This window comes from Pseudomonas marincola (genome assembly GCF_900682675.2).
GTDB lineage: Bacteria > Pseudomonadota > Gammaproteobacteria > Pseudomonadales > Pseudomonadaceae > Aquipseudomonas > Aquipseudomonas marincola.
Genome location: NZ_LR215729.2, coordinates 3,104,515 through 3,125,058 on the forward strand (window position 1 = coordinate 3,104,515; position 20,544 = coordinate 3,125,058).

The following is a 20,544-nucleotide window of genomic DNA, read 5'->3' on the forward strand; positions in this document are numbered from 1 at the left end:
GGGAGACATACGGAGAACAGACGCGCACGCGCAACAACACAGGGCCGCACGTACGCCAGACAAAGCCCTCCGCTATGCCGTGAACTGCGACAGGCCGGTCTCCGGGCTTACGAGTTGTCTGCTGAAGATCAGCACACCAGCGAACGCACCTTCCCATGCTGAGCACAGTGGTTGAAAAAGCGTTGGCTTGACTCGTCTACCGTTGCGGGGGCAGCGTCGGAATTGTCAGATCGATATCTGGCGCACCGACTTCCCTGTTTCACCCCTGACTAAATGTCGGGGCACCTGAAGCAAGGCGCGCAGAGTAGTGGCTTGATGCCAGAAGGTCAATTGCTACGATTAATGCCGCGGCATGAAACCGGCGGGTTTGGTTGCTAACCACTCGACGAAGGTTCGCAAGCGCTCATCCGTTAACAGCGCCTCGCGGCTGTGATAGGTCAGCGCCAGTTGCTTCTCGCTGAACAACCTGTGGATCTGGTTATGGCAGGCCCGGCAGACCCAGAGCGTGGCGCTGATACACTGTTGCTTGCTGAAGCGTTTTTGCACATACGCTTTGTCATGCAGGGCTTTGGGGATCAGATGATGGCGCGTCAATGCCGCCGCCCGCTGGCACAATTCGCAGGCATCGGGTTGCGGGGGCAGACGAATCGGTTCGGGCATGATCGGACGCAGGTTTGCTCAGCGCTTGCGGCACAGCGTCAGGCCGTCGCCAATCGGCAGCAACGACAGATCAATTCGCGTATCGAGTTTAAGTGCGCTGTTGAGCATCTGGATCGCCCGCGTATCGGCGCTCTCAGCATCCATCTCAAGCACCCGGCCGCTCCACAGGGTGTTATCGAACAGCAACAATCCGCCTTGGCGCAGAAGCCGCAGGCCGTGTTCGAGATACGCCGGGTAATTGGCTTTGTCGGCATCGACAAAAACCAGATCAAATGTGTCATCGGCCAGTTGCGCCAGCGTCTCCAAGGCCGGAGCCAGGCGCTGTTCGATGCGCGAATCGACTCCCGCCTCCTGCCAATAACGCTCGGCGATGCGGTTGTAGTCCGCAGCCAGATCGCAGCAAATCATCTGCCCGTCAGCCGGCATTGCCTGCGCCATGCACAATGCGCTGTAACCGGTGAACGTGCCGACTTCGACGATGCGCTTGGCGCCGGTGAGCTGCACCAGCAACGCCATGAACTGACCTTGCTCGGGCGCGATTTGCCAGCGCGCAGTGGGCATTTGCGCGGTCTCGTCGCGCAGACGCTTTAACAGCGGCGTCTCGCGCAGGGAGACATCGAGCAGGTAGTTATAAAGTGAATCGTCGAGATTCAAGGTCCGATTGGTCATATCGCAAAACCCGTTCTATCAAGGGTTGTGAGCAATATCCGCAGTGAACACGCGCTTGGCGTTGAGGTAGGCGCGCTGCCAGTAAACATTGCTCAGGCTATCAAGACGCACGGTACCACCACTTGATGGCGCATGTACAAAGCGCCCTTCGCCGACATAAATACCGGCATGGCTGACCTTGTTGCCGCCAGCGGTCGCGAAGAACACCAGATCGCCACTTTGCAGGGCATTGCGCGAAACACTCGGACCACGCAGATTGATCAGTTGCGAGGTGGTGCGCGGCAATTGGATACCCGCAGCATCGCGGTAGACGAAGCCGATAAGGCCGCTGCAATCAAAACCGCCTTGCGGGGTGTTGCCACCGTAAACATAAGGCGTGCCGACCAGGCCGATGGCGCGCATCAGCACATCATCTGCATTGCCGTTGAAACTGTGGCTGACTATAGGCTGTACCGGTTGGGGAGCCGGCGCCTGGCTGGCGCAACCGGCCAGCAAAGCGAGAACAAGTAATAGGGCGTTACGGGTCGTTGCTACCATGCGAGTTCGATCCTGAGCCTTGCAAAATTACTGAGTCGAGCTAAGAGCGATGCGACACACGTGACCGAGAGGCTAGTACAGGCTGGTCGCGATTGCCACGATCGGCCTTGCTGCTGGCTACACGAGAGGCCGCACTGGCTCCGCCGAGAAAGCGCTTGGCACCAATGTAATGGCGGCTCCAATACGCGCTGTCCAGCTTGGAAATCCGGATTGTCTTGCCGGTACGCGGAGCATGAATGAAGCGCCCGCCGCCGATATACAGCCCCATGTGGCTGACCCGACCGCTGCCGTTGTGGTTGAAGAACACCACATCCCCTGCCCGCAGGCTGGAGCGCGCGACAGTTGGCGCTTTGGTCGAGTGCAGCATTTGCTGAGTCGTGCGCGGCAAGTGAATGTTCGCCTCGCTGCCAAACAGATACACGATCAGGCCGCTGCAATCGAAACCGCGATGAACACTGGTGCCGCCCCAGCGATACGGAATCCCTAACAACTCACGGGCGCGATCAACAATGGCATCGGCCTTGGGCAACTCAACCTTGACCGCTCGGGCTGCCGGGGCTGCATGAGCCTGGAATGCGGTGCTCACGGTCAAAGAGAACAACAAGAATGATTTTATTAAAAAGTGACGCATAAACTTAACAACCTGAATCTGGCAGCATACCAACGACGACGCTGCAAAAATTTAATGTGATCGCGGCTCACCACCTAAGACCGCACCTTGTTGAAAGATAAAAGCGGCCAAACACAAATGAAAAAAGGCGCCTAAGCGCCTTTGAAAAACACTACCGAACGGAGGACTGTTCTGTGGAAGCCATTGCCAGAACTCGTTTGGCTTCAAGATAATTTCGCTTCCAATAACTGTCCTTCAGGCTGTCGATCCGCACACCGTTGCGTCGGCTTGCGGAGTGGATGAATTGATCATCCCCCAAGTAAATACCAGCGTGGCTGACACGGCCCCGGCCATTGGTGCTGAAAAACACCACATCGCCCGGTTCAAGCTCACTGCGCTTAACGACAGGGGCATCTACTTGAATCATTTCACGCGTCGAACGCGGCAACTGCAGGCCCGCCTCTTCTTCAAACAGATAACCGATAAAGCCACTGCAGTCGAAGCCGGTTTGCACCGAGCTACCACCCCAGCGGTAACGAGTACCCAGAAGTGAACGACCGTGAGAGAGAATGCTGTCTGCCAGTTCAGGCAGTTTGTAGGCTGTTTCATCACTGAATGATGGAACGTTTTCCGGCTCTGGCAGCGAGTCCAAGTCAATTGCAACCGTCGGGGCTTTGACTGCCTCCGTCATTGGCGGTTGCTGAGGCGCCTGGCTTGCACAAGCAGCCAGGAGGACAGTGAGTGCAATCGGCACGAGGGGCGATAGGCGTTTTAGCATAGGGCGCGTACGTGTCAAAATTCAGATATTCGCGAAACTATGCCTTCTATAGCGCCCATTTGCAAATTCTATTGAACTAAATGTGACTTACCAGTGCCGGCAGAACATCTAAGGCTTTTCCTTGCAGGTGAACATCGACGGTTTCGCTAAGCGCGGTTACGGTCGGATTAACCTCTACGGTGAAGCCTCCGTCGAAGCGCGTACGCAGGATTGGCTCGGTAATATAGCCGAAGCTTGCCGTGGTGCCGACACTCATTACCAGGTCAAAACCCTGCATCATTTGCCCCTGCAATTGCGCTAAAGCGCGCGCTGGCAGCATTTCCTCGAACAGCACCACTGGCGGGCGCAAAATCCCACCACAGTGTTGGCACAACGGCGGTAACGGCCTTTGCAGATGCTCGGCCAGTTGCGCATCGACCTCACCACAGGCCTGACAGAACAGCGGCGCTATTTCGCCGTGTATTTCGATCAATCGCTCGTCAGGACTGCCCGCCGCCCGGTGATAACCGTCAATATTCTGGGTCAGCACCCAGCATTCGGGCTTCAACTGCTGCAATTTCGCCAACGCATAGTGCCCGGCATTGGGCTCGGCCTGCATACAGGCGCGCGCCAGCTCAGCCAGATATTTCCAGCACAACGCCGGATCACGCCTGAGCATCGGCCCGGACAATGCCGTCTCGATAGCCAGCCCTTCGGCCGTTTTACCGTTATAGAGCCCGCCAAGGCCGCGATACGTCGGCAAGCCGGAATCAGCCGACAAGCCAGCCCCGGTGATGACCAGAATCCGTTTCGCCGCCCTGATGGCGCTGACAACTTGCTCAACAGACGATTGCACGGACGCTCCAGACTCAGTGATTAACCGTGTGCGCGAGCATGACGGACAACTGGCACAGCGGCCGCCCGCTTTGCTCCTGCCAACCGTTGAAAAGTGCCTGCACCGCTGCCAGCTCTTTAAGGCTGGTGGGCGCTTTATCCACGACTTTCTGCGCCTTGAGCGCTGCTACCATGTCATCCGTCGGCACAAAGGTGTCTTTACCGACCATACGCAGAAAACGCGGCGCCGATAAGCCGCCCAATTGCGTGCCCTGCTTGGCCAGGTATTTCCACAGTCCGACAATGTCGCTGCTCGGCCAGTCAGCAATCAGCGCGCCAAAACTGCCACGACGCTGGCGCTCATCGAGAATGAACTGGGCATTGCGCGGCACGCTCTTGAGCTTGCCGAGATGGCGGATGATGCGCGTATCCTGCATCAGGTTTTCCAGCCGCTCCGCCCCCATCAACACCACTTTTTCGGGATCGAAGCCGAAGAACACCTGCTCGAAAGCAGGCCATTTGGCGTCCACAAGGCTGTGTTTGAGCCCGGCGCGGAAAATCCGCAGGCTCATGGTCGACAGATAACGGTCATCACTCAGCTCACGCAGGTACTGCTCGCTCTGCGGCTGCGGCAGACGCGCTTCCAGCGCCCGGCTTGAGCCAAAGCGGTTCAGGCAGTATTCGTGGAGCCATTGGTAGTCGTGCATTGCATGCTCTGTTGCCAACAAATCAGCAGCAGAGCATGCCTGAGCAGGCGCAGGCTGAAAAGATCAATCGAGGGTTCAGAGCTTGTTGAACAGGTTCAGGCCACTGATTTTCACGTAGCTCTGCTGCGCTGCTTCGAGAATGATCGACTGAAACGACAAGCGTGACAGCGCCTCGGCGTAATCCAGCTCACGCAGGTCTGCCTGCACCGACTTGTTGACCAGCGAGACGTCGTCATTGTCGGTTTGGGTAGTTTCAATAGTGTTCAGACGCGCACCGATCTTGCCTCGTGTGAGGTCGATGGTGGTCATGCCGTTGTCGAGATTGGTAATCGCCAGTGCCACTGCATCACGGGTCTGGCGGTTGCCGGCATCCGAGTCCGGCGCGGACTCCAGCGACTTACGCAAATCAGCGATGGTGTTGAGAATACCCACCTTGTTCGGCGGCGGGCTCGCCGGATTGGCATCCGGACCGGTTACTACAAAACTTGCACCGCCAGGCGGTGTGCCATTAACGAACAGCGACGTACCGGCATATTTGACCTGCGTATCCTTGCCCTCTTCCAACACACCATTTGTCACCTCACCGGTATCGAGATTGGTGATGGAGTACTTGGTCGGGTCGCTCGGATCAAAATCCAACTGAATACCGGCCGTTGGGAAATTGGCAAACGCGACCTCATCCTCAATCAGCATACCGCTGACGGTCGAGGCAGGCGCCGCCGGTGTTGAGTTGTCGGTAAGCGACAGGCGACCGGCGTTGACGGCACTCTGGAAGATCGCCAGACCGTTATCGCTGATCGGCACATTCAGTGAGGCAGAAATCTGCAGCGTGCGCTGGCCTTCATCGCCGGTATAGCTGTAGCTGCCATCCGGATTGCGCACGAACGGCTGGCTTTTGCCCTGAAAACCGGCAAACAGGTATTCACCACGGGCGTTGCGCGTATTCATCAAGCCCAGCAGTTCATCCTCACGCTGGCCCAGTTCAGCAGAAATAGACTGCCGGTCAGCCTGGCTCAATGCGCCGTTACCGGCCTGCACGGCCAGTTCCCGCACGCGCTGCATGATCGTGTTGACCGAGTTCAGGGTGACCTCTTCCTGCGTCAGGCTGCTGTTGGCCGCCGTCAGGTTGCTGCTGTACTGGCCCAGCACATTCTGCTGCTGCTCAAGTTGCAGCAGGCGCACCGATGCCACCGGATCATCGGCGGGGGTCAGAATTCGGTTACCGGTACTGATCTGCTCTTGCGTGCGAGTGGCGTCGGCGTAATTACGCTGCAGCCCGGAGACCCCGTTGTTAAACGCCTGAATTGTGGAAATACGCATAGGGCCTCCTTAAGCAGTTTTGGGTAATTAGCGGAACGTGCCAATCAGGGTATCGAACAACGAGCGCGCAACTTGAATCACCTGCGCAGAGGCGTTGTAGTACTGCTCGAACTTGATCAGGTTGGCCGCCTCTTCATCAAGGTTGACCGCCGACAGCGAATCGCGGTTATCGGTGGCCTGCTTGAGAATCGCGGTGGTTGCCTCGCTGTCCTGACGCGCCTGCGCGGTGAGCGTGCCGACCCGCTCCACTGTGTCGCCGTAGCTGTCGGTGAAACTGGAGCCGGTGGCAATTCCGGTTACGGTCGGGTCAACCCCGATCACCTGTTTGTTTTGCAGATCGACCAGTTGCAGCGCGTTGCGGTTATCCGACACGCCGGTGGCATTGAATGCCAGAGTAAATGTGTCGCCCTGCTCTGGCTTGCCGCTGATAGTGAACTCAATGGTCTGGCCGCCCGAGGTCAGGGTGTAGGTATTCACCTGCCCCGGCACGAAACTGCCGCCACCCTTGAGCGTAAGCGTGTCTGGCGCGGCAACCGTGAAGCCGGTTGTTGCGTCGTAGCTCAACTCTTTGCTGAAGCCTTGCAACGCAGCGATATCCAGCGCGCTGCCGTTGGACACCAACGTCGGCTGGGACATAACGCCCGTGCCGCGGTTATCACCGATGATGTTGCCGTTGGCATCAAGCGAGCCGTTAATCGAGCGGATCGGCGCGGCGAACGCCAGTTGGTCGGGCTGATCCAATGTGACTTCGATCGTACCGGCAGCGCGACGCGTTGGCTGCAACTGGAACACGTCACCCTTCTGCACGCCAGACGGATCAATTTGTACATTGAAGCCTTGATCGCGACCGGCGCTGTCGGTGAACGTCAGGCTGACCTCAGTGCTCGGCGCCGGCAAAGCCGTAACCTGCACATCGATCTTGGCGCCGTCACTGATACGCCGCGCGGTGTAATTGGTGCCATCGAACTCCAGCCGATAATCGCTGGTGGTCAGCGACTCGGTGTCGCCGATGTACAACGCGGGCGACGCCGTACCGGTATTGCCCGACGCACTTTTTACCCTCAAGGCTGCCAGATCGGCCGTGTTGTAATCGCCAAACAGCGACGACCCGGCCTGCCCTTTGAGGTCGACACCCTGGCCCAACTGCGAATTGATCTGGTCGCTGATCGACAGCGCCAGGCGCCCGAGCGAGTTCAGCGTCGGGTCGAGCGTTTCCGAGCGGTAGCGCACCAACCCGCCCAGTTCACCGCCGCTGATCAAACTGGTCACGCCCTGGCGAGAGGTGCCGCTGACAAACTCAATCTCGAAGCGACTCGGGTCTTCCTTGCCAGCGGTCGCTTCAAGACGGTTGGCGCTGCTGCCGACAACCAGCGGCTGGCCGGTGCCGATAAATATATTCACCGTGTTGTCGTCTTGCGGCACGGTGGTAACGCCAACATAGGTTGCCAACTGACGCACGGCTTCCTCACGCGCATCAAGCAAATCGTTGGGCTGCTGGCCGTTGGCGGCTGATTTGGCAATCGCATCGTTGAGGCTGGCGATCGAGCCAGACAAACGGTTGATCTGATCGGTCACCGCACTCATCTGGGTATTGATGAAGCTGTTCTGCTCGGTGATCCGGTCGCTCACGGTATTGAAGCGCCGCGCCAAGCCTTCGGCCTGAGACAGCACCAATTGCCGAGCGGGAATATTCGACGGATCTTCGGCCGCTGTTTGCAGCGCCGAAAAGAAATTCTGGATGGCCGGCGAGATACCGGTTGTGGAGCCTGCCAGCAACGAATCGAGCTGTTCGATCTGAGCTTTATAGGCTTCCACATCGCTGCTCAGCGAGGTGCTGCTGCGCACCTGATTGGTCAGAAACTCACTGTAGCTGCGGCGCACGTCGGTCAAGGTCGTACCCGAACCGATGAAACCGGCGCCGGTGTATTGCGGCGTGCGGGCGCCCTGCACCGTGCTCTGACGGGTGAAACCTGGCGTGTTTACGTTGGTAATATTGTGCCCGGTGACCGCCAGCGAAGTCTTGTTCGAGGACAGCCCGGACAGGCCAATATTCAGTAGGTCAGCCATGGCTTAACTCATCCCTGCGTTGAAAGATTGCCCGCGGCGGCAATGGTTTGATAGGTCGCCATCTTGCGCGCGATCTGCGACACCTTACGGGCGTAGTTCGGGTCGGTGGCATAACCGGCCTGTTGCAGTTTTTGCACGAAACGCTCGGGGTTGGCCGTCGAGTTCAACGCCCCTTCGTAGCGACCATTGTTCTGCAAAAAGCTCACGTAATCGTCGAAGCTCTGGGCAAACGAGTCATAGGCGCGGAACGATGCGGGCTCTTTGACCGCCACCCCGTTTTCATATTCGGTGGTCATGACCTTGGCCGAATCACCGCCCCAACTGTTGTGGCTCTTGATGCCGAACAGATTGTGACTGGTCGAGCCATCTTGCTGACGGATGATTGACTTGCCCCAACCGGTTTCAAGCGCCGCCTGAGCCACCAGATAACGCGCTTCGACGCCAATCTTGGCAGCCGCTTTTTCCGCCATCGGCATCATGGTCGCGATGAAGTCGGCCGGTGACGAGAACACAGATTTCTTCGAGGCAGCGCTTTCAGGCTCCTGACCGTTAATGCTCAGGCCTTTATCTGGCGGCGCTGCGTAAGCACTGGCAGCCACCCAATCCTGCTTGGCCAATGGCTGACCAACGCTGTCTGCGCTCGGCGTGATGCCGGCCATCAGGCGATCACTCAACTTGCTCGGCAACGACAGGCGACGGCGGTTTAGCAGCGCCGAATCATCACGAGAGGCGTCAGTTTTGCTCGATGTCGTGGCCACTACCTGAGCGCCGCTAACAGCAGCCGTACCGGTAACAGCCGCTGCATCAGTGACCTCGGTGACCGCTTTGGCAAATGGATTGGGGCGATCGCTGCCACTCTTCATTCCAGCCATCTGCCGCGCCAGTACCTCGGCCAAACCGATGCCATTCTGGTTGTTCGACAGGCTCACCGAGAGCTGCTGGTCGTACATATCCTGATAGGTTTTGCTTTCGCTGCTGTTCATGAAGTTGCCTTCACCAAAGCCTGCGTTGGCGGCACGCATGGCCTTGAGCATTTCATTGAGAAACAGCGACTCGAACTCTTTGGCCACTTTCTCGATATTGGCCTGACTGTCGCCACCAACCTTGAGGTTGTTCAGGCGATTGAGATCAGTGAACGCGCCAGTGTCCGGGCCAGCGGTGCTGGCGCCGAGGAGTCCGGCCTGCAGTCGAGATTCCATGAGCCTAACCTGCTTAAATCACGATCAGGTCGGCTTGCAACGCACCGGCCTGCTTCAACGCTTCAAGAATGGCCATCAGGTCGGATGGCGCTGCGCCCACCTGATTAACCGCACGTACAATTTCATCCAGCGTGGTGCCAGGGCCAAACTTGAACATCGGTTTGGTCTCTTGCGTGGCATCGACTCGCGAGCGCGGAACAACGGCCGTCTGGCCACCGGACAAGGCATTCGGCTGGCTGACAATCGGGTCTTCGGTAATGGTTACGGTCAAGCTGCCATGCGTGACTGCCGCTGGCTGCACGCGCACATTCTGGCCAATGACAATGGTGCCGGTACGCGAGTTGATGATGACCTTGGCCACGGCCTGACCCGGCTTGACCTCGATATTTTCCAACACCGACAAATAGTCGACGCGCTGGCTGGTATCCAGCGGCGCACTGACCCGCACCGAGCCGCCATCAATTGCCTGTGCCACACCTGGCCCGAGCAGATCGTTGATCTGGTCGACAATATGCTTGGCGGTGGTGAAGTCCGGGCGATTGAGGTTGAGTGTCAGCGTGTTGCCCTGATCAAAACCGCTCGGCACAGTCCGCTCGACCGTAGCGCCGCCCGGAATACGCCCGGCAGACGGCACGTTCACGGTAATTTTCGAGCCGTCGCCACCTTCGGCGTCAAAGCCGCCGACCACCAGATTGCCCTGCGCGATGGCGTAAACATTGCCATCAATACCTTTAAGCGGCGCCATCAACAGGCTACCGCCGCGCAAGCTTTTCGAGTTACCAATCGAAGACACAGTGATGTCGATCGTCTGCCCCGGCTTGGCGAATGCAGGCAGGTCGGCATGAATGGAAACCGCCGCGACGTTCTTCAACTGCACGTTGCCACCGGCCGGCACCTTGATGCCGAACTGGGCCAACATATTGTTGAAGGTCTGCACCGTGAATGGTGTCTGGGTGGTCTGATCGCCCGTGCCATTCAGGCCCACAACCAACCCGTAGCCGATCAACTGGTTAGTGCGCACGCCCTGAATAGTGGCGATGTCCTTGAGCCGTTCAGCTTGCGCCATTGCAGCCAGCGACAGGGCCAAAACGCCGAGCAACCATTTCGACAAGGTATTCATCGGCAACCTCAAAATGGCCACAGCGGGCTTATGAAAAACTGATCAAGCCAACCGGGTTGGCTGGCATCGGCGAAGGCGCCGGTACCCGAATATGTGATGCGCGCATCGGCAACCCGGGTCGAGGAAATGGTGTTATCGGTGGCCACGTCGTCCGAGCGCACCAAGCCGGCAATGCGTACCAGCTCATCGCCGGTATTGAGCGTCAGCCACTTTTCGCCGCGCACAGAGAGAATCCCGTTAGGCAGCACTTCGGCGACGGTAACGGTGATCGAGCCGCTCAAGCTGTTGCTCTGGTCCGCTTGACTGTCACCTTTGGTCGCGCGGTTGCCGCCGTATTCGGCGCCCAAGGTCAGGCTGTTATCCGAGAACGGATTGGAGCCGCTGACGGTGCCGCCAAACAATGAGGTCAGGCCAAGCTTGGTGCTGCTGTCTTTTTTGATCTGCGAGCCGGCATTTTTGCTGGCCTGGGTTTTCTCGTTGAGCGTGATGGTAATGATGTCGCCCACGCGATAAGCCTTGCGGTCACCGTACAGATTGTTCTCGAAACCTGACTGATAGATCGAGCCATTGTTCTGCGCCGCCGGCAGTGGCGTGCGCGGCAAAACCGGCGCGTAATACGGGTCGTTAGCCTTGGGCGGTGGCGAAATACAACCACTCAGGGCGACCGCGCTTAACGCTGCGAATATCAAATTTAACCGGTTCATTACTGCATCCTCGCGGCGCGCTCAATCAGTGTGTCTGGCGAAGCCAATCAGCATTAAAGGTTCTGGGAAACAAAGCTCAGCATCTGGTCTGCGGTGGAAATCACTTTCGAGTTCATCTCGTAGGCACGCTGAGTGGTGATCATGTTCACCAACTCCTCAACCACGCTGACGTTGGAGTTTTCCAGGGTGTTCTGCAATGTGGTGCCCAAGCCGTTCAAGCCCGGAGTCCCCACCTGCGGCGCACCACTTGAAGAGGTTTCCAGGAACAGGTTGTTGCCCATTGCCTGCAAACCGGCCGGGTTGATGAAGTCGGCAATCTGCAAGTTGCCCACGACCTGCTGCTGCGGGCTGTCTGGCGTGGTAATCGAAACCGTGCCGTCTTCACCCACGGTGAAGGTGCTGACGTTGTTCGGCAGAACAATCGCCGGCTCAAGCGCAAAACCGTTGGAGGTAACGATCTGGCCATCCGAGTCCAGGTGAAAGGTGCCGTCACGGGTGTAAGACACCGTGCCATCGGGCTGCAATACCTGAAAGAAACCGCGACCGTTAACCGCCAGATCCAGCGGCTGATCGGTGGTTTGCAGGCTGCCTGCGGTAAAGTTTTTCTGGGTGCCGACAATGCGCACACCAGTGCCCAGCTGGAGGCCGGAAGGAAGTTGGCTGTCCTGGCTGGACTGACCGCCAGGTTGCCGGCGGATCTGGTACAGCAAGTCCTCGAACTCGGCGCGATCACGCTTGAAGCCTGTGGTCGAAACGTTGGCCAGGTTGTTGGAAATGGTGGTCAGGTTCATGTCCTGTGCAGACAAACCTGTCTTGCTGACCCACAAAGCCGGAAGCATATCGAATCTCCTCTAGCGACGTTTTCACGGCGCTATGTACTGTTGATTAGCTAAGTTGCAAAACCCGCGCCATCGACGAAGCATTGTCTTCGGCGGTGCGCATCATCTTCACTTGCAGTTCGAATTGACGGGACAGAGACAGGATGGCGGTCATCTCTTCCACCGCGTTGACGTTGCTGGACTCAAGGAAGCCCGACGTCACGCTGACAGCGCCATCCGCCAGCAGCGGCTGCGCGCCTTTGTAATGGATCATGCCGTCAGTGCCCTTCTCCATTTGCTTGAGATCCGGGTTAACCAGCTTCAGGCGGTCGACTTCAGCCAGCACACTCGGCCCCTCGCCCAAGGCACGGATGCTGATAGTGCCGTCTTGGCCGATCTCGACTTTTTGCTCAGGCGGCACGGCAATCGGTCCGGCATTGCCCATCACCGGCAAACCGTTGCCGGTGCGCAATACGCCCAGCGCATCGACGTTCAGGCTGGCGGTGCGCACATACGCTTCGCTGCCGTCCGGCGCCTGCACCGCCAACCAGCCGTCACCGCCCACGGCCACATCCAGATCGCGACCGGTTTCCTGCAACGAGCCGGGGGTAAAGTCGGTGCCTGGCCGCTCGGTCATGGCAAAAACACGGGATGGAAAAGTGTCGCCAAACATCGGCATCGAACGCGCCTGCTCGAAATCGCGGCGAAAGCCACTGGTCGAGATGTTCGCCAAATTGTTGGCGTGGGCACGTTGTGCGAGGGTGTTGTTTTGGGCTCCAGTCATGGAGACGTACAGCATCTTGTCCATGTTCTTCTCCGAGATAGGCTTGCCGCCTGCTGCTCTATACAAGCAATACAGCAAAGGCTGTGCCAATCCTCGAATAAAAACAATAAGCCACTGATTTACAACGATTTTATAAACAAAAAAAAGACGCCAACAGGCTAATGCCAGTCAGTTAAGCGCTACAGCTTGACCTTCTGCGTGCTGAAACGAAAATCCGATGCTTGTTTTGAGCATCGGATTTTTTATGCGACTTTCCCGCGCCTTGGCACTGACTCACGAAGCGGCTTCTGCCACCCACTCCCTTGACGAGCTGGGGGCGCTGCTTGATCCAGACCTAGTTAGCACCGCACTGGAAACGGCGGGAGTGGCGACCCTGCGTAAGCGACGTCTCCCTCTTGAAGCCATGATCTGGTGCGTGATCGCCATGGCGTTGTTTCGCCGGATGTCGGCCTGGGATGCCGCGAGCCGTATGGGCATCATGCTGCCTGGGCAGAAGCCATTGGTAGCACCCAGTGCAATCGTGCAAGGTCGCCAGCGTTTGGGCAGCGCTGCGGTGCGAGAAGTCTTTTCCCTGACTCAACAACGCTGGCATGCCAGCGCCAATCACCCCACTTGGGCCGGTTTGCGCCTGCTCAGTGTCGATGGCGTGGTCTGGCGCACGCCGGATACGGACGACAACCGCAAGCACTATGGCAGCGCCAGTAATCAGCATGGCGATACCGGCTATCCCCAGGTTCGCATGGTCTGCCAGATGGAGCTGACCAGCCACATGCTGGTGAATAGTGCTTTTGCCGGCTACCACAGCAACGAGATGAAACTGGCCGAACAACTGATCGACAGTACACCCGATCACTCGCTGACCTTGTTCGACCGTGGCTTCTATTCACTGGGGTTACTTTATCGCTGGCAACAGACAGGCACTCAGCGCCATTGGTTACTGCCGCTGCGCAAGGATGCTCAATACGAGGTGCTGCGTAAGTTAGGGCGCCACGATGCCATCGTCTCGCTAAAGACCTCGCCGCAGGCGCGTAAACAATGGCCCGACCTGCCAGACACGCTACAGGCTCGGTTATTAAGCAAGACCATCAAGGGCAAAGTGCGGCAGGTACTGACCTCAATGATCGATCCTCTGCGCTTCCCTCCAGACGAAATCGTGGATCTGTACAGCCAGCGTTGGGAAATCGAGCTGGGCTATCGAGAAATGAAGCAAGGCATGCTCGCGGGGCACTACACACTGCGTAGTAAAACGCCGGAGATGATTGAACAAGAACTGTGGGGCGTACTACTGGGGTACAACCTGCTGCGTTATCAAATGTTGGAAATGAGTCGCCACTGCCCTGGCATCTACCCCTGCGAAATGAGTTTTACCGCTTGCACCTGGGCGATTCTGGGCTTCTTGAACGGGGTCTCTTTGAATCATCCAGGCAACATCCCTCGCTACCTGGCCGAACTACAGGCCTCGGCCATGCACTACGTCCTACCTCATCGCCGTGAGGATCGCAGTTATCCGCGAGCGGTCAAACCCAAGCCGTCCAAGTATCCGACCAGAAATAAAAATGCCAGTCAGCTTAACTGACTGGCATTAGCCAACAGGCGTCTTTTAAAATGATTATCGGCGATCGTTTGCCGCTACCGGCAACGCGCTTTGCCAAGCCGGCGCCGCCCGGCTCAGGTGAACCAAGCCGGACGAGAGCCGGGACTATCAACGCAGGTTGATGATGGTCTGGGTGACTGCACTTTCGGTTTCGATGGTTTTGGCATTGGCCTGATAGTTACGCTGCGCAACGATCAGGTTAACCAACTGATCAGACAGCTCGACGTTGGAGTCTTCCAGCGCGCCGGCCTGCAACGAACCCAGCGTGCCGCTGCCCGGCGGGTTACGCACCGGCTCACCCGACTCGGACGACTGCACCCACTGCGTCTTGCCGATTGGAGACAGCCCTTGCACGTTCGCAAAGTTGGCCAGCACCACCTGCCCTTGCACCTTCGATTGCCCGTTGGTGTAGCGCGCGAATATCTGCCCGGTTTCATCAATCTGCAAGCCAGCCAGCTCGCCCGTGGTGTAGCCGTTCTGGCTGACGCTGTTGACCGCGAACGAACTGGAGAACTGAGTTGAGCCGCGCATGTCGAACTTGAACCCAGTCGCCGCAGCGGTCGAACCATTGGCTACAAATGTGCCGGAACCGGCAGGCTGCTCAACAGCCGGCGTCCAGCTGCCCGGACCAAAGTCCAGCACGCCTGGAGTGGTGGTGGTGACCGAGGCCGGTGTTGCCACCGGTGTGCCGGGCGCTGGGCCAACCAGCGTATCGACTGGCACCGCACTGACCAGATTACCTGCGGCATCGAAAGACACATCAAACGAGTACGGCACGCCCGGGTTTGCTGCGTCCAAGTCTGGACGTTGGCCATCCACCAACACCGACATGGTCCACTGGTTGGAAGTACCCTTGGTGAAGTACTGCGTCATCACGTGGGCGTTGCCCTGTGAGTCGTAAATATTGGTCGAGGTCGACGAGTTATAAGTCGTCGGGTCGGCCGGGTTGAACGGTGAGTTGGTCGGCGTGGTGCTGGTCGAGTTGAGGTTGAAAACCTGGCCGACCTCACTGGTCGGCTTCGGCGCCTGACTGGCCGTCTGCACCTGCAGGTTACCGACTACACCCGGCTGCAGAACGCCGTTGGCATCAACGGTGTAGCCCTGCAAGTTGTTGCCGGTGTTATCGACAATAAAGCCATTGGTATCGGTACCGAAATAGCCGGCACGGGTGTAGCTCAGCGCACCGTTATTACTGACCTGAAAGAAACCGTTGCCGTTAATGGCAAGGTCCAGCGCATTCTGGGTGTAATTGATGTTGCCCTGATTAAACAGCTGCGCAACGTTGCTCAGCAGCACGCCGCTGCCGGTGGCATTCTTGCCCGTACCCAAAACCGATGAGGCATACACATCGGCAAACTCGGCCCGCGACTGCTTGAAGCCTGCGGTGCCGGCGTTGGCGATGTTGTTGCCCGTGATATTGAGGTCACTGGTTGCCGCGCGCAGGCCGCTGAGACCAATATTAAACGCCATGCAATACTCCTTTGCCGGCAAAACCGGCGATTAAATACCTGGATTACTCACCAATGACCTGCACTGAAGACAGCGCAACGCTGCCCAGCCCCGCGAGGTTGAGCATCAATTCGCTGCCACCCAAGGTGACGCTGTCGACGTTCGCCGGCAGCATCGTGTAGAGCCCCTGGTTACCGTCTGGGTAACTTGCCTGCGCCTCGAACTTGTATTTGCCGGGCGGCATCAAATTGCCGTCGCTGTCCTTGCCATCCCAAATGAAGCTGACATTGCCAGCCTCCTGTGCCCCCATGTTGATCCGGCCCACCGCCGCCCCGGTAGAGTCGGTGATGTTGACGAACACGTTACTGCTGCTGACCGGCAACAACAGGCTGGCCTTGAAGCTCTGGCTGGTATCGACCACCGCGCTGTCGGTCGGCACAATCACCTTGCGCCCCACCAGAGACGAGGCCTGCAACGCCTGCGAAGACTGGTAGCCGGAAACCAGCGAATCGACGCTGCCGTTAAGTTGCTGAATCCCTTCTACCTGGCTGAACTGCGCCAGCTGGGCGATGAACTCGCCGTTACCTTGCGGCTCCAGCGGGTTCTGGTTATTCAGTTGCGCCACCAGAAGGTTAAGGAACTGGTCCTTGCCCAACTCCTCGCCGCTGCCGGATTGCTGCTTGACCGAGTACTGGTCAAGCACCGAAGCGCTAACACCACTTGTGCTATCAATGCTCATGGACTTCCCTCACGGATGGCTCACTGACCCAGGGTCAGGACCTTCTGCAACATTTGTTTGGCGGTATTCATCATTTCGGCGTTGGTCTGAAAAGCCCGGCTGGCGGAGATCATGTCGGCCATTTCTTCAACCACATTGACGTTCGGGTAGTAGACGTAGCCGTCTTTATCCGCCGCCGGATGGTTCGGCTCGTAACGCGGCATCAAGGTGCTTTGATCTTCGACAATGCCCAGCACCTGCACACCACGACCGGCTTCATCCTGCTCGGCGAACAGCGAGCCACGGTCACCGCCTGCCGCCTGCTGGCCGAGCACGGTGGCAAACACCGGATGGCGAGCGCGATAGGTCTGATCCAGGCTTGAGGACACGGTTTCGGCGTTGGCGATGTTGCTCGAAATGGTATTGAGGCGCGTGCTCTGAGCACTCATACCGGTACCGGCAATATTGAATACGCTTGCTAGTGACATGGCATCAGGCTCCTTTATTCGCCGCGCAGGGCGCTGACGAGCCCTTTGAATTTACTGTTGAGCAAGGTAAAGCTGGCCTGGAAATCCACCGCGTTCTGCGCGTAGTTGGATTGCTCAAGCTGCTCATCGACGGTGTTCTGATCCAGCGAAGGGCTAAGCGGTGTGCGGTACTTGAGGCTCTCAGTGCTGAACGACACCGTGTCGGCGGCAATGTGCCGGCTGTTGGTCACGTTGAGGCCGCTCATGGCGTTCTTGTTGGCGCCCGCCTGCTCGGCGAGAACCGAGGCAAAGTCGAGATCCCGCGCCTTGTAGTTAGGCGTGTCAGCGTTAGCCATATTGTTGGCCAGCACTTCTGCACGCTGAGCGCGGAAGCCCAGTGCTTTTTCGTGGATGCCGAGAGCGCTTTCGAAGCTGATGCTCATACTCAGGAACCTTTGCCGTTAGCCTTGCCAGTTGATCTGTGCAAGTCATATAGCAAACCCTGTGCCAGTATCAAAAACCCATATAAATCAGCATCTTGGACATTTAAAGCAGCGAATAAAGAGGCAAAGCGGCAAGGCTTTTCCGCATGCGGCAAGCACATTCAACAACCTTGCCGCCCATCCCATCGAGTCAAAACCAATCCAAACCCAATCGAAACCAACCAACCCAAACCGGAGGATGGATAGCCCCTGCGGGGCAATCCGTCAGGCGATATCGGCCTCAATGCATGGTTCACGCGAAGGAGGCATCACGGCGCACAACCCGCAATACCTACCACCACCCCGCATCAAGCAAAAATCCAGCCGCACCCCATAGATCGCCATGACGGATTAGCCTGCGGCTTATCCATCCTCCGTCGTGGTCCGCCGTTGGTGGGGCGCAAGATTTACGCTGGCGCAGCGATCACCGCACAACCGGAGGATGGATAGCCCCAACGGGGCAATCCGTCAGGCGATATTGGCGTCAACGCATGATTCACGCGAAGGGGTATCACGGCGTATGCCCGCATTTCGGCCATGCGCCCTGCCTCCAGCAATATCCAGCTGCAGCCCATAGGTCGCCATGACGGATTAGCCTGCGGCTTATCCATCCTCCGTCGTGGTCCGCCGTTGGTGGGGCGCAAGATTTACGCTGGCGCAGCGATCACCGCACAACCGGAGGATGGATAGCCCCAACGGGGCAATCCGTCAGGCGATATTGGCGTCAACGCATGATTCACGCGAAGGGGTATCACGGCGTATGCCCGCATTTCGGCCATGCGCCCTGCCTCCAGCAATATCCAGCTGCAGCCCATAGGTCGCCATGACGGATTAGCCTGCGGCTTATCCATCCTCCGTCGTGGTCCGTCGTGGTCCGCCGTGGGTGGGGCGCAAGACTTATGCTGGCGCATGGCTCGCCACACAACGGAGGATGGATAGCCCCTGCGGGGCAATCCGTCGGGCGATATTGGCGGCAATACATGGTTCACGCGAAGGGGGCATCACAGGTCTCGCACCAAGTAAAACCCTGGCATATCCCGAATACAAAAATGACGGATTAACCCGCGGTTAATCCGTCACTTATCAAACATCAGCAAAGCACCGTGTGGAACGGGCGAATCACTTAACCTTGTAAATGATGCCCGGGCTGCACTGCACCATCTGGAACAATTCCGGCAGGCCGTTAAGCGCCTCCGATGCGCCCAACACCAGATAACCGCCCGGTTTCAATGTGGCGTGCATGCGGGTGAGGATGTCGCGCTTAACCTCGGCCGAGAAGTAGATCAGCACGTTGCGGCAAAACACGATGTCGAACTTGCCCAACCCGGCGTAGCTGTCGAGCAGGTTTAACGGGCGAAACTCGACGCGGCTTTTGATTGCCGGCTTGACCTGCCAGCGACCGGGCGCCTTCACATCGAAATAGCGATTGAGCCGGTCTGGCGACAAGCCACGGCCGATGGCCAGGCTGTCGTACTCGCCGGTTTTGCAGTTTGCCAGCATCGACGGCGACAGGTCGGTCGCGACAATCTGCACGCCTCCGCGCAACTGACCGATATTGCTCTTCTCGAACTCATCGATGCTCATCGACAGCGAATAAGGCTCCTGCCCCGACGAACAGGCGGCCGACCAGATGCGCAAGCGCTGCCCGGGGAACGTCTTGATCATCTCGGGCAACAGACGTTTCTTCAGCACTTCAAAGGGATACGTATCGCGAAACCACAACGTTTCGTTAGTGGTCATGGCATCCACAACCTGCTCGCGCAAACCACTGCGCGGAGCGCTCTGCATGCGCTGAACCAACTCACCGAGCGTTGTGATGCCGTGCTGGGCCATCAACTTGTTCAGCCGGCTGGACACCAGATACTGCTTGTTGGCACCCAACAGAATGCCGCAAGCCTTTTCCAGAAAAGCCCGGAACTGATCAAAATCCAAATTACCTGAAGACAATCGTCAGCCCTGCTTAATATGAAAGTCTTGGCGACTTTACATGAGTTGTATAACAAATGACCAATATCCGGCAGCGTACTGCCGCCGGATGCTCGAGCCAGCTTACGCGGGCTCGACGGCACCATTGATGCGCTCGACGACTCGCATCGCCAGATCATCGGGGCGGAACTTGGCCAGGAAATCATCCGCGCCAACCTTCTTGACCATTGCCTGGTTGAAGACACCAGACAACGAGGTGTGCAGCAGAATGTGCAAGCCGGCCAAACGGCTGTCCTCACGAATAGCCGCGGTCAGGGTGTAGCCATCCATTTCCGGCATTTCGATGTCGGATATCAGCATCAACAGCTCATCGCTGGGCGAACGGCCTTGATCGAGCATGCCGCGCAGATAATCCAGCGCCTGACGTCCATCATTCAGGGCCGTGACCTCAACACCCACAGTCTGCAGACAACGCATAACCTGCTTGCGCGCCACCGATGAGTCATCGACGATCAACACATGCTTGTTCACCGCAAGGTCCTGGGTCTGCTGATCGACAACCCCGACCGAGATGACCTCGGATGTCGGCGACACTTCAGCCAGCACCTTTTCGACGTCAATGATCTCGACCAGATTATTCTCCAGCTGCGTCACTGCCGTCAGGTAATGGTCGCGGCCGGTTCCCTTGGGTGGTGGATGAATCGCTTCCCAGTTCATGTTGACGATGCGTTCCACCGCACCGACCAGAAACCCCTGAACCTTGGTGTTGTATTCGGTGATAATCACAAAGCTGCTTTCAAGGTCTGCCAGCGCACGTTTGCCGGTTGCCATCGACAGGTCAATAATCGGAATCGTGCCGCCACGAATATTCGCAACGCCACGCACCACAGGGTTCGAGCGCGGCATGCAGGTGAGTTTCGGGCACTGCAGCACCTCTTTCACCTTGAACACGTTAATCCCGTAGATCTGCTTGCCATTAAGGCGAAACAGCAACAGCTCCAGGCGATTCTGGCCGACCAGCTGCGTGCGCTGGTTGACTGAATCCATGATACCGACCATACCCAAACTCCTTTGCCTGAGTAACCAACATTGCGCTCAGTCGTGCAGACGGCACGGGGCTTG

At 57.9% G+C, this 20,544-nt stretch carries 21 protein-coding genes and 1 riboswitch; of the genes, 1 reads left to right on the forward strand and 20 read right to left on the reverse strand.

Annotation, left to right across the window (positions count from 1 at the left end; genetic code table 11):
- Positions 1 to 75: 75 nt before the first annotated feature.
- Positions 76 to 304: riboswitch (cobalamin riboswitch) on the reverse strand.
- 35 nt (positions 305 to 339) lie between these two features.
- The 14 genes from PMYSY11_RS14485 to PMYSY11_RS14550 all read right to left on the reverse strand — a co-directional run bounded on the left by PMYSY11_RS14485 (position 340) and on the right by PMYSY11_RS14550 (position 12,810).
- Positions 340 to 660, reverse strand: coding sequence for a hypothetical protein (locus tag PMYSY11_RS14485; protein WP_150547245.1), 321 nt, complete (start codon positions 658 to 660; stop codon positions 340 to 342).
- An 18-nt stretch (positions 661 to 678) separates the two neighbouring features.
- Positions 679 to 1,329 carry a class I SAM-dependent methyltransferase gene (locus PMYSY11_RS14490; RefSeq protein ID WP_150547246.1) on the reverse strand — a complete coding sequence of 217 codons (651 nt, stop codon included), beginning with the start codon at positions 1,327 to 1,329 and terminating at the stop codon, positions 679 to 681.
- A gap of 18 nt (positions 1,330 to 1,347) precedes the next feature.
- Positions 1,348 to 1,866 carry a C40 family peptidase gene (locus PMYSY11_RS14495; protein ID WP_069899160.1) on the reverse strand — a complete coding sequence of 173 codons (519 nt, stop codon included), beginning with the start codon at positions 1,864 to 1,866 and terminating at the stop codon, positions 1,348 to 1,350.
- A gap of 40 nt (positions 1,867 to 1,906) precedes the next feature.
- Positions 1,907 to 2,452, reverse strand: coding sequence for a C40 family peptidase (locus PMYSY11_RS14500; RefSeq protein ID WP_335723251.1), 546 nt, complete (start codon positions 2,450 to 2,452; stop codon positions 1,907 to 1,909).
- A 196-nt stretch (positions 2,453 to 2,648) separates the two neighbouring features.
- On the reverse strand, positions 2,649 to 3,254 hold the full coding sequence (locus tag PMYSY11_RS14505) for a C40 family peptidase (protein WP_069899163.1): 606 nt from the start codon (positions 3,252 to 3,254) through the stop codon (positions 2,649 to 2,651).
- A 76-nt stretch (positions 3,255 to 3,330) separates the two neighbouring features.
- Positions 3,331 to 4,089 (reverse strand): NAD-dependent deacylase, encoded by a 759-nt coding sequence (locus PMYSY11_RS14510; RefSeq protein WP_150547247.1) that lies wholly within the window; start codon positions 4,087 to 4,089, stop codon positions 3,331 to 3,333.
- Between the two features lie 13 nt (positions 4,090 to 4,102).
- Positions 4,103 to 4,774, reverse strand: coding sequence for a DNA-3-methyladenine glycosylase I (locus PMYSY11_RS14515; RefSeq protein ID WP_150547248.1), 672 nt, complete (start codon positions 4,772 to 4,774; stop codon positions 4,103 to 4,105).
- A 75-nt stretch (positions 4,775 to 4,849) separates the two neighbouring features.
- Positions 4,850 to 6,094 carry a flagellar hook-associated protein FlgL gene (gene flgL, locus PMYSY11_RS14520; RefSeq protein ID WP_150547249.1) on the reverse strand — a complete coding sequence of 415 codons (1,245 nt, stop codon included), beginning with the start codon at positions 6,092 to 6,094 and terminating at the stop codon, positions 4,850 to 4,852.
- 27 nt (positions 6,095 to 6,121) lie between these two features.
- Complete coding sequence (gene flgK, locus PMYSY11_RS14525; RefSeq protein ID WP_150547250.1) at positions 6,122 to 8,161, reverse strand: flagellar hook-associated protein FlgK; 2,040 nt, start codon at positions 8,159 to 8,161, stop codon at positions 6,122 to 6,124.
- A gap of 8 nt (positions 8,162 to 8,169) precedes the next feature.
- Complete coding sequence (gene flgJ, locus PMYSY11_RS14530) at positions 8,170 to 9,360, reverse strand: flagellar assembly peptidoglycan hydrolase FlgJ (RefSeq protein ID WP_090508676.1); 1,191 nt, start codon at positions 9,358 to 9,360, stop codon at positions 8,170 to 8,172.
- Between the two features lie 13 nt (positions 9,361 to 9,373).
- Positions 9,374 to 10,480 carry a flagellar basal body P-ring protein FlgI gene (locus PMYSY11_RS14535; protein ID WP_069899175.1) on the reverse strand — a complete coding sequence of 369 codons (1,107 nt, stop codon included), beginning with the start codon at positions 10,478 to 10,480 and terminating at the stop codon, positions 9,374 to 9,376.
- A gap of 8 nt (positions 10,481 to 10,488) precedes the next feature.
- Positions 10,489 to 11,184, reverse strand: coding sequence for a flagellar basal body L-ring protein FlgH (gene flgH, locus PMYSY11_RS14540; protein ID WP_090508677.1), 696 nt, complete (start codon positions 11,182 to 11,184; stop codon positions 10,489 to 10,491).
- 53 nt (positions 11,185 to 11,237) lie between these two features.
- Positions 11,238 to 12,023, reverse strand: coding sequence for a flagellar basal-body rod protein FlgG (gene flgG / locus PMYSY11_RS14545; protein WP_069899179.1), 786 nt, complete (start codon positions 12,021 to 12,023; stop codon positions 11,238 to 11,240).
- A gap of 46 nt (positions 12,024 to 12,069) precedes the next feature.
- Positions 12,070 to 12,810, reverse strand: a complete 741-nt coding sequence (locus PMYSY11_RS14550; protein ID WP_069899181.1) for a flagellar basal body rod protein FlgF — start codon at positions 12,808 to 12,810, stop codon at positions 12,070 to 12,072.
- A gap of 220 nt (positions 12,811 to 13,030) precedes the next feature.
- Between PMYSY11_RS14550 and PMYSY11_RS14555 the strand changes: the two genes are divergently transcribed.
- The gene (locus tag PMYSY11_RS14555; protein ID WP_150547251.1) at positions 13,031 to 14,362 is read left to right on the forward strand and encodes an IS4 family transposase; all 1,332 of its coding nucleotides are present in this window, start codon (positions 13,031 to 13,033) and stop codon (positions 14,360 to 14,362) included.
- A 126-nt stretch (positions 14,363 to 14,488) separates the two neighbouring features.
- Here the strand turns inward: PMYSY11_RS14555 and flgE are convergent, their stop codons facing one another.
- From flgE to PMYSY11_RS14585, 6 genes are all read right to left on the reverse strand, one after another.
- Positions 14,489 to 15,850: a flagellar hook protein FlgE gene (flgE, locus tag PMYSY11_RS14560; protein WP_150547252.1), complete on the reverse strand. Its 1,362-nt coding sequence runs from the start codon at positions 15,848 to 15,850 to the stop codon at positions 14,489 to 14,491.
- A gap of 43 nt (positions 15,851 to 15,893) precedes the next feature.
- A complete protein-coding gene (gene flgD, locus PMYSY11_RS14565) occupies positions 15,894 to 16,568 on the reverse strand; it encodes a flagellar hook assembly protein FlgD (RefSeq protein ID WP_069899185.1) in 675 nt (224 codons plus the stop codon).
- 20 nt (positions 16,569 to 16,588) lie between these two features.
- Complete coding sequence (flgC, locus tag PMYSY11_RS14570; RefSeq protein WP_069899187.1) at positions 16,589 to 17,035, reverse strand: flagellar basal body rod protein FlgC; 447 nt, start codon at positions 17,033 to 17,035, stop codon at positions 16,589 to 16,591.
- A gap of 14 nt (positions 17,036 to 17,049) precedes the next feature.
- On the reverse strand, positions 17,050 to 17,457 hold the full coding sequence (gene flgB, locus PMYSY11_RS14575) for a flagellar basal body rod protein FlgB (protein ID WP_090508679.1): 408 nt from the start codon (positions 17,455 to 17,457) through the stop codon (positions 17,050 to 17,052).
- A gap of 1,158 nt (positions 17,458 to 18,615) precedes the next feature.
- The gene (cheR, locus tag PMYSY11_RS14580; protein WP_069899191.1) at positions 18,616 to 19,443 is read right to left on the reverse strand and encodes a protein-glutamate O-methyltransferase CheR; all 828 of its coding nucleotides are present in this window, start codon (positions 19,441 to 19,443) and stop codon (positions 18,616 to 18,618) included.
- A 102-nt stretch (positions 19,444 to 19,545) separates the two neighbouring features.
- Positions 19,546 to 20,481 (reverse strand): chemotaxis protein CheV, encoded by a 936-nt coding sequence (locus PMYSY11_RS14585; RefSeq protein ID WP_069899193.1) that lies wholly within the window; start codon positions 20,479 to 20,481, stop codon positions 19,546 to 19,548.
- Positions 20,482 to 20,544: the final 63 nt, after the last annotated feature.

Coding starts and splice junctions, on each gene's coding strand:
- PMYSY11_RS14555 (WP_150547251.1), top strand. CDS start 13,031: ATGCGACTTTCCCGCGCCTTGGCACTGACTCACGAAGCGGCTTCTGCC.
- PMYSY11_RS14550 (WP_069899181.1), bottom strand. CDS start 12,810: ATGGACAAGATGCTGTACGTCTCCATGACTGGAGCCCAAAACAACACC.
- flgG (WP_069899179.1), bottom strand. CDS start 12,023: ATGCTTCCGGCTTTGTGGGTCAGCAAGACAGGTTTGTCTGCACAGGAC.
- flgJ (WP_090508676.1), bottom strand. CDS start 9,360: ATGGAATCTCGACTGCAGGCCGGACTCCTCGGCGCCAGCACCGCTGGC.
- flgE (WP_150547252.1), bottom strand. CDS start 15,850: ATGGCGTTTAATATTGGTCTCAGCGGCCTGCGCGCGGCAACCAGTGAC.
- flgC (WP_069899187.1), bottom strand. CDS start 17,035: ATGTCACTAGCAAGCGTATTCAATATTGCCGGTACCGGTATGAGTGCT.
- flgD (WP_069899185.1), bottom strand. CDS start 16,568: ATGAGCATTGATAGCACAAGTGGTGTTAGCGCTTCGGTGCTTGACCAG.
- PMYSY11_RS14515 (WP_150547248.1), bottom strand. CDS start 4,774: ATGCACGACTACCAATGGCTCCACGAATACTGCCTGAACCGCTTTGGC.
- PMYSY11_RS14505 (WP_069899163.1), bottom strand. CDS start 3,254: ATGCTAAAACGCCTATCGCCCCTCGTGCCGATTGCACTCACTGTCCTC.
- PMYSY11_RS14490 (WP_150547246.1), bottom strand. CDS start 1,329: ATGACCAATCGGACCTTGAATCTCGACGATTCACTTTATAACTACCTG.
- flgH (WP_090508677.1), bottom strand. CDS start 11,184: ATGAACCGGTTAAATTTGATATTCGCAGCGTTAAGCGCGGTCGCCCTG.
- flgL (WP_150547249.1), bottom strand. CDS start 6,094: ATGCGTATTTCCACAATTCAGGCGTTTAACAACGGGGTCTCCGGGCTG.
- flgK (WP_150547250.1), bottom strand. CDS start 8,161: ATGGCTGACCTACTGAATATTGGCCTGTCCGGGCTGTCCTCGAACAAG.
- PMYSY11_RS14485 (WP_150547245.1), bottom strand. CDS start 660: ATGCCCGAACCGATTCGTCTGCCCCCGCAACCCGATGCCTGCGAATTG.
- PMYSY11_RS14535 (WP_069899175.1), bottom strand. CDS start 10,480: ATGAATACCTTGTCGAAATGGTTGCTCGGCGTTTTGGCCCTGTCGCTG.
- PMYSY11_RS14585 (WP_069899193.1), bottom strand. CDS start 20,481: ATGGTCGGTATCATGGATTCAGTCAACCAGCGCACGCAGCTGGTCGGC.
- PMYSY11_RS14495 (WP_069899160.1), bottom strand. CDS start 1,866: ATGGTAGCAACGACCCGTAACGCCCTATTACTTGTTCTCGCTTTGCTG.
- flgB (WP_090508679.1), bottom strand. CDS start 17,457: ATGAGCATCAGCTTCGAAAGCGCTCTCGGCATCCACGAAAAAGCACTG.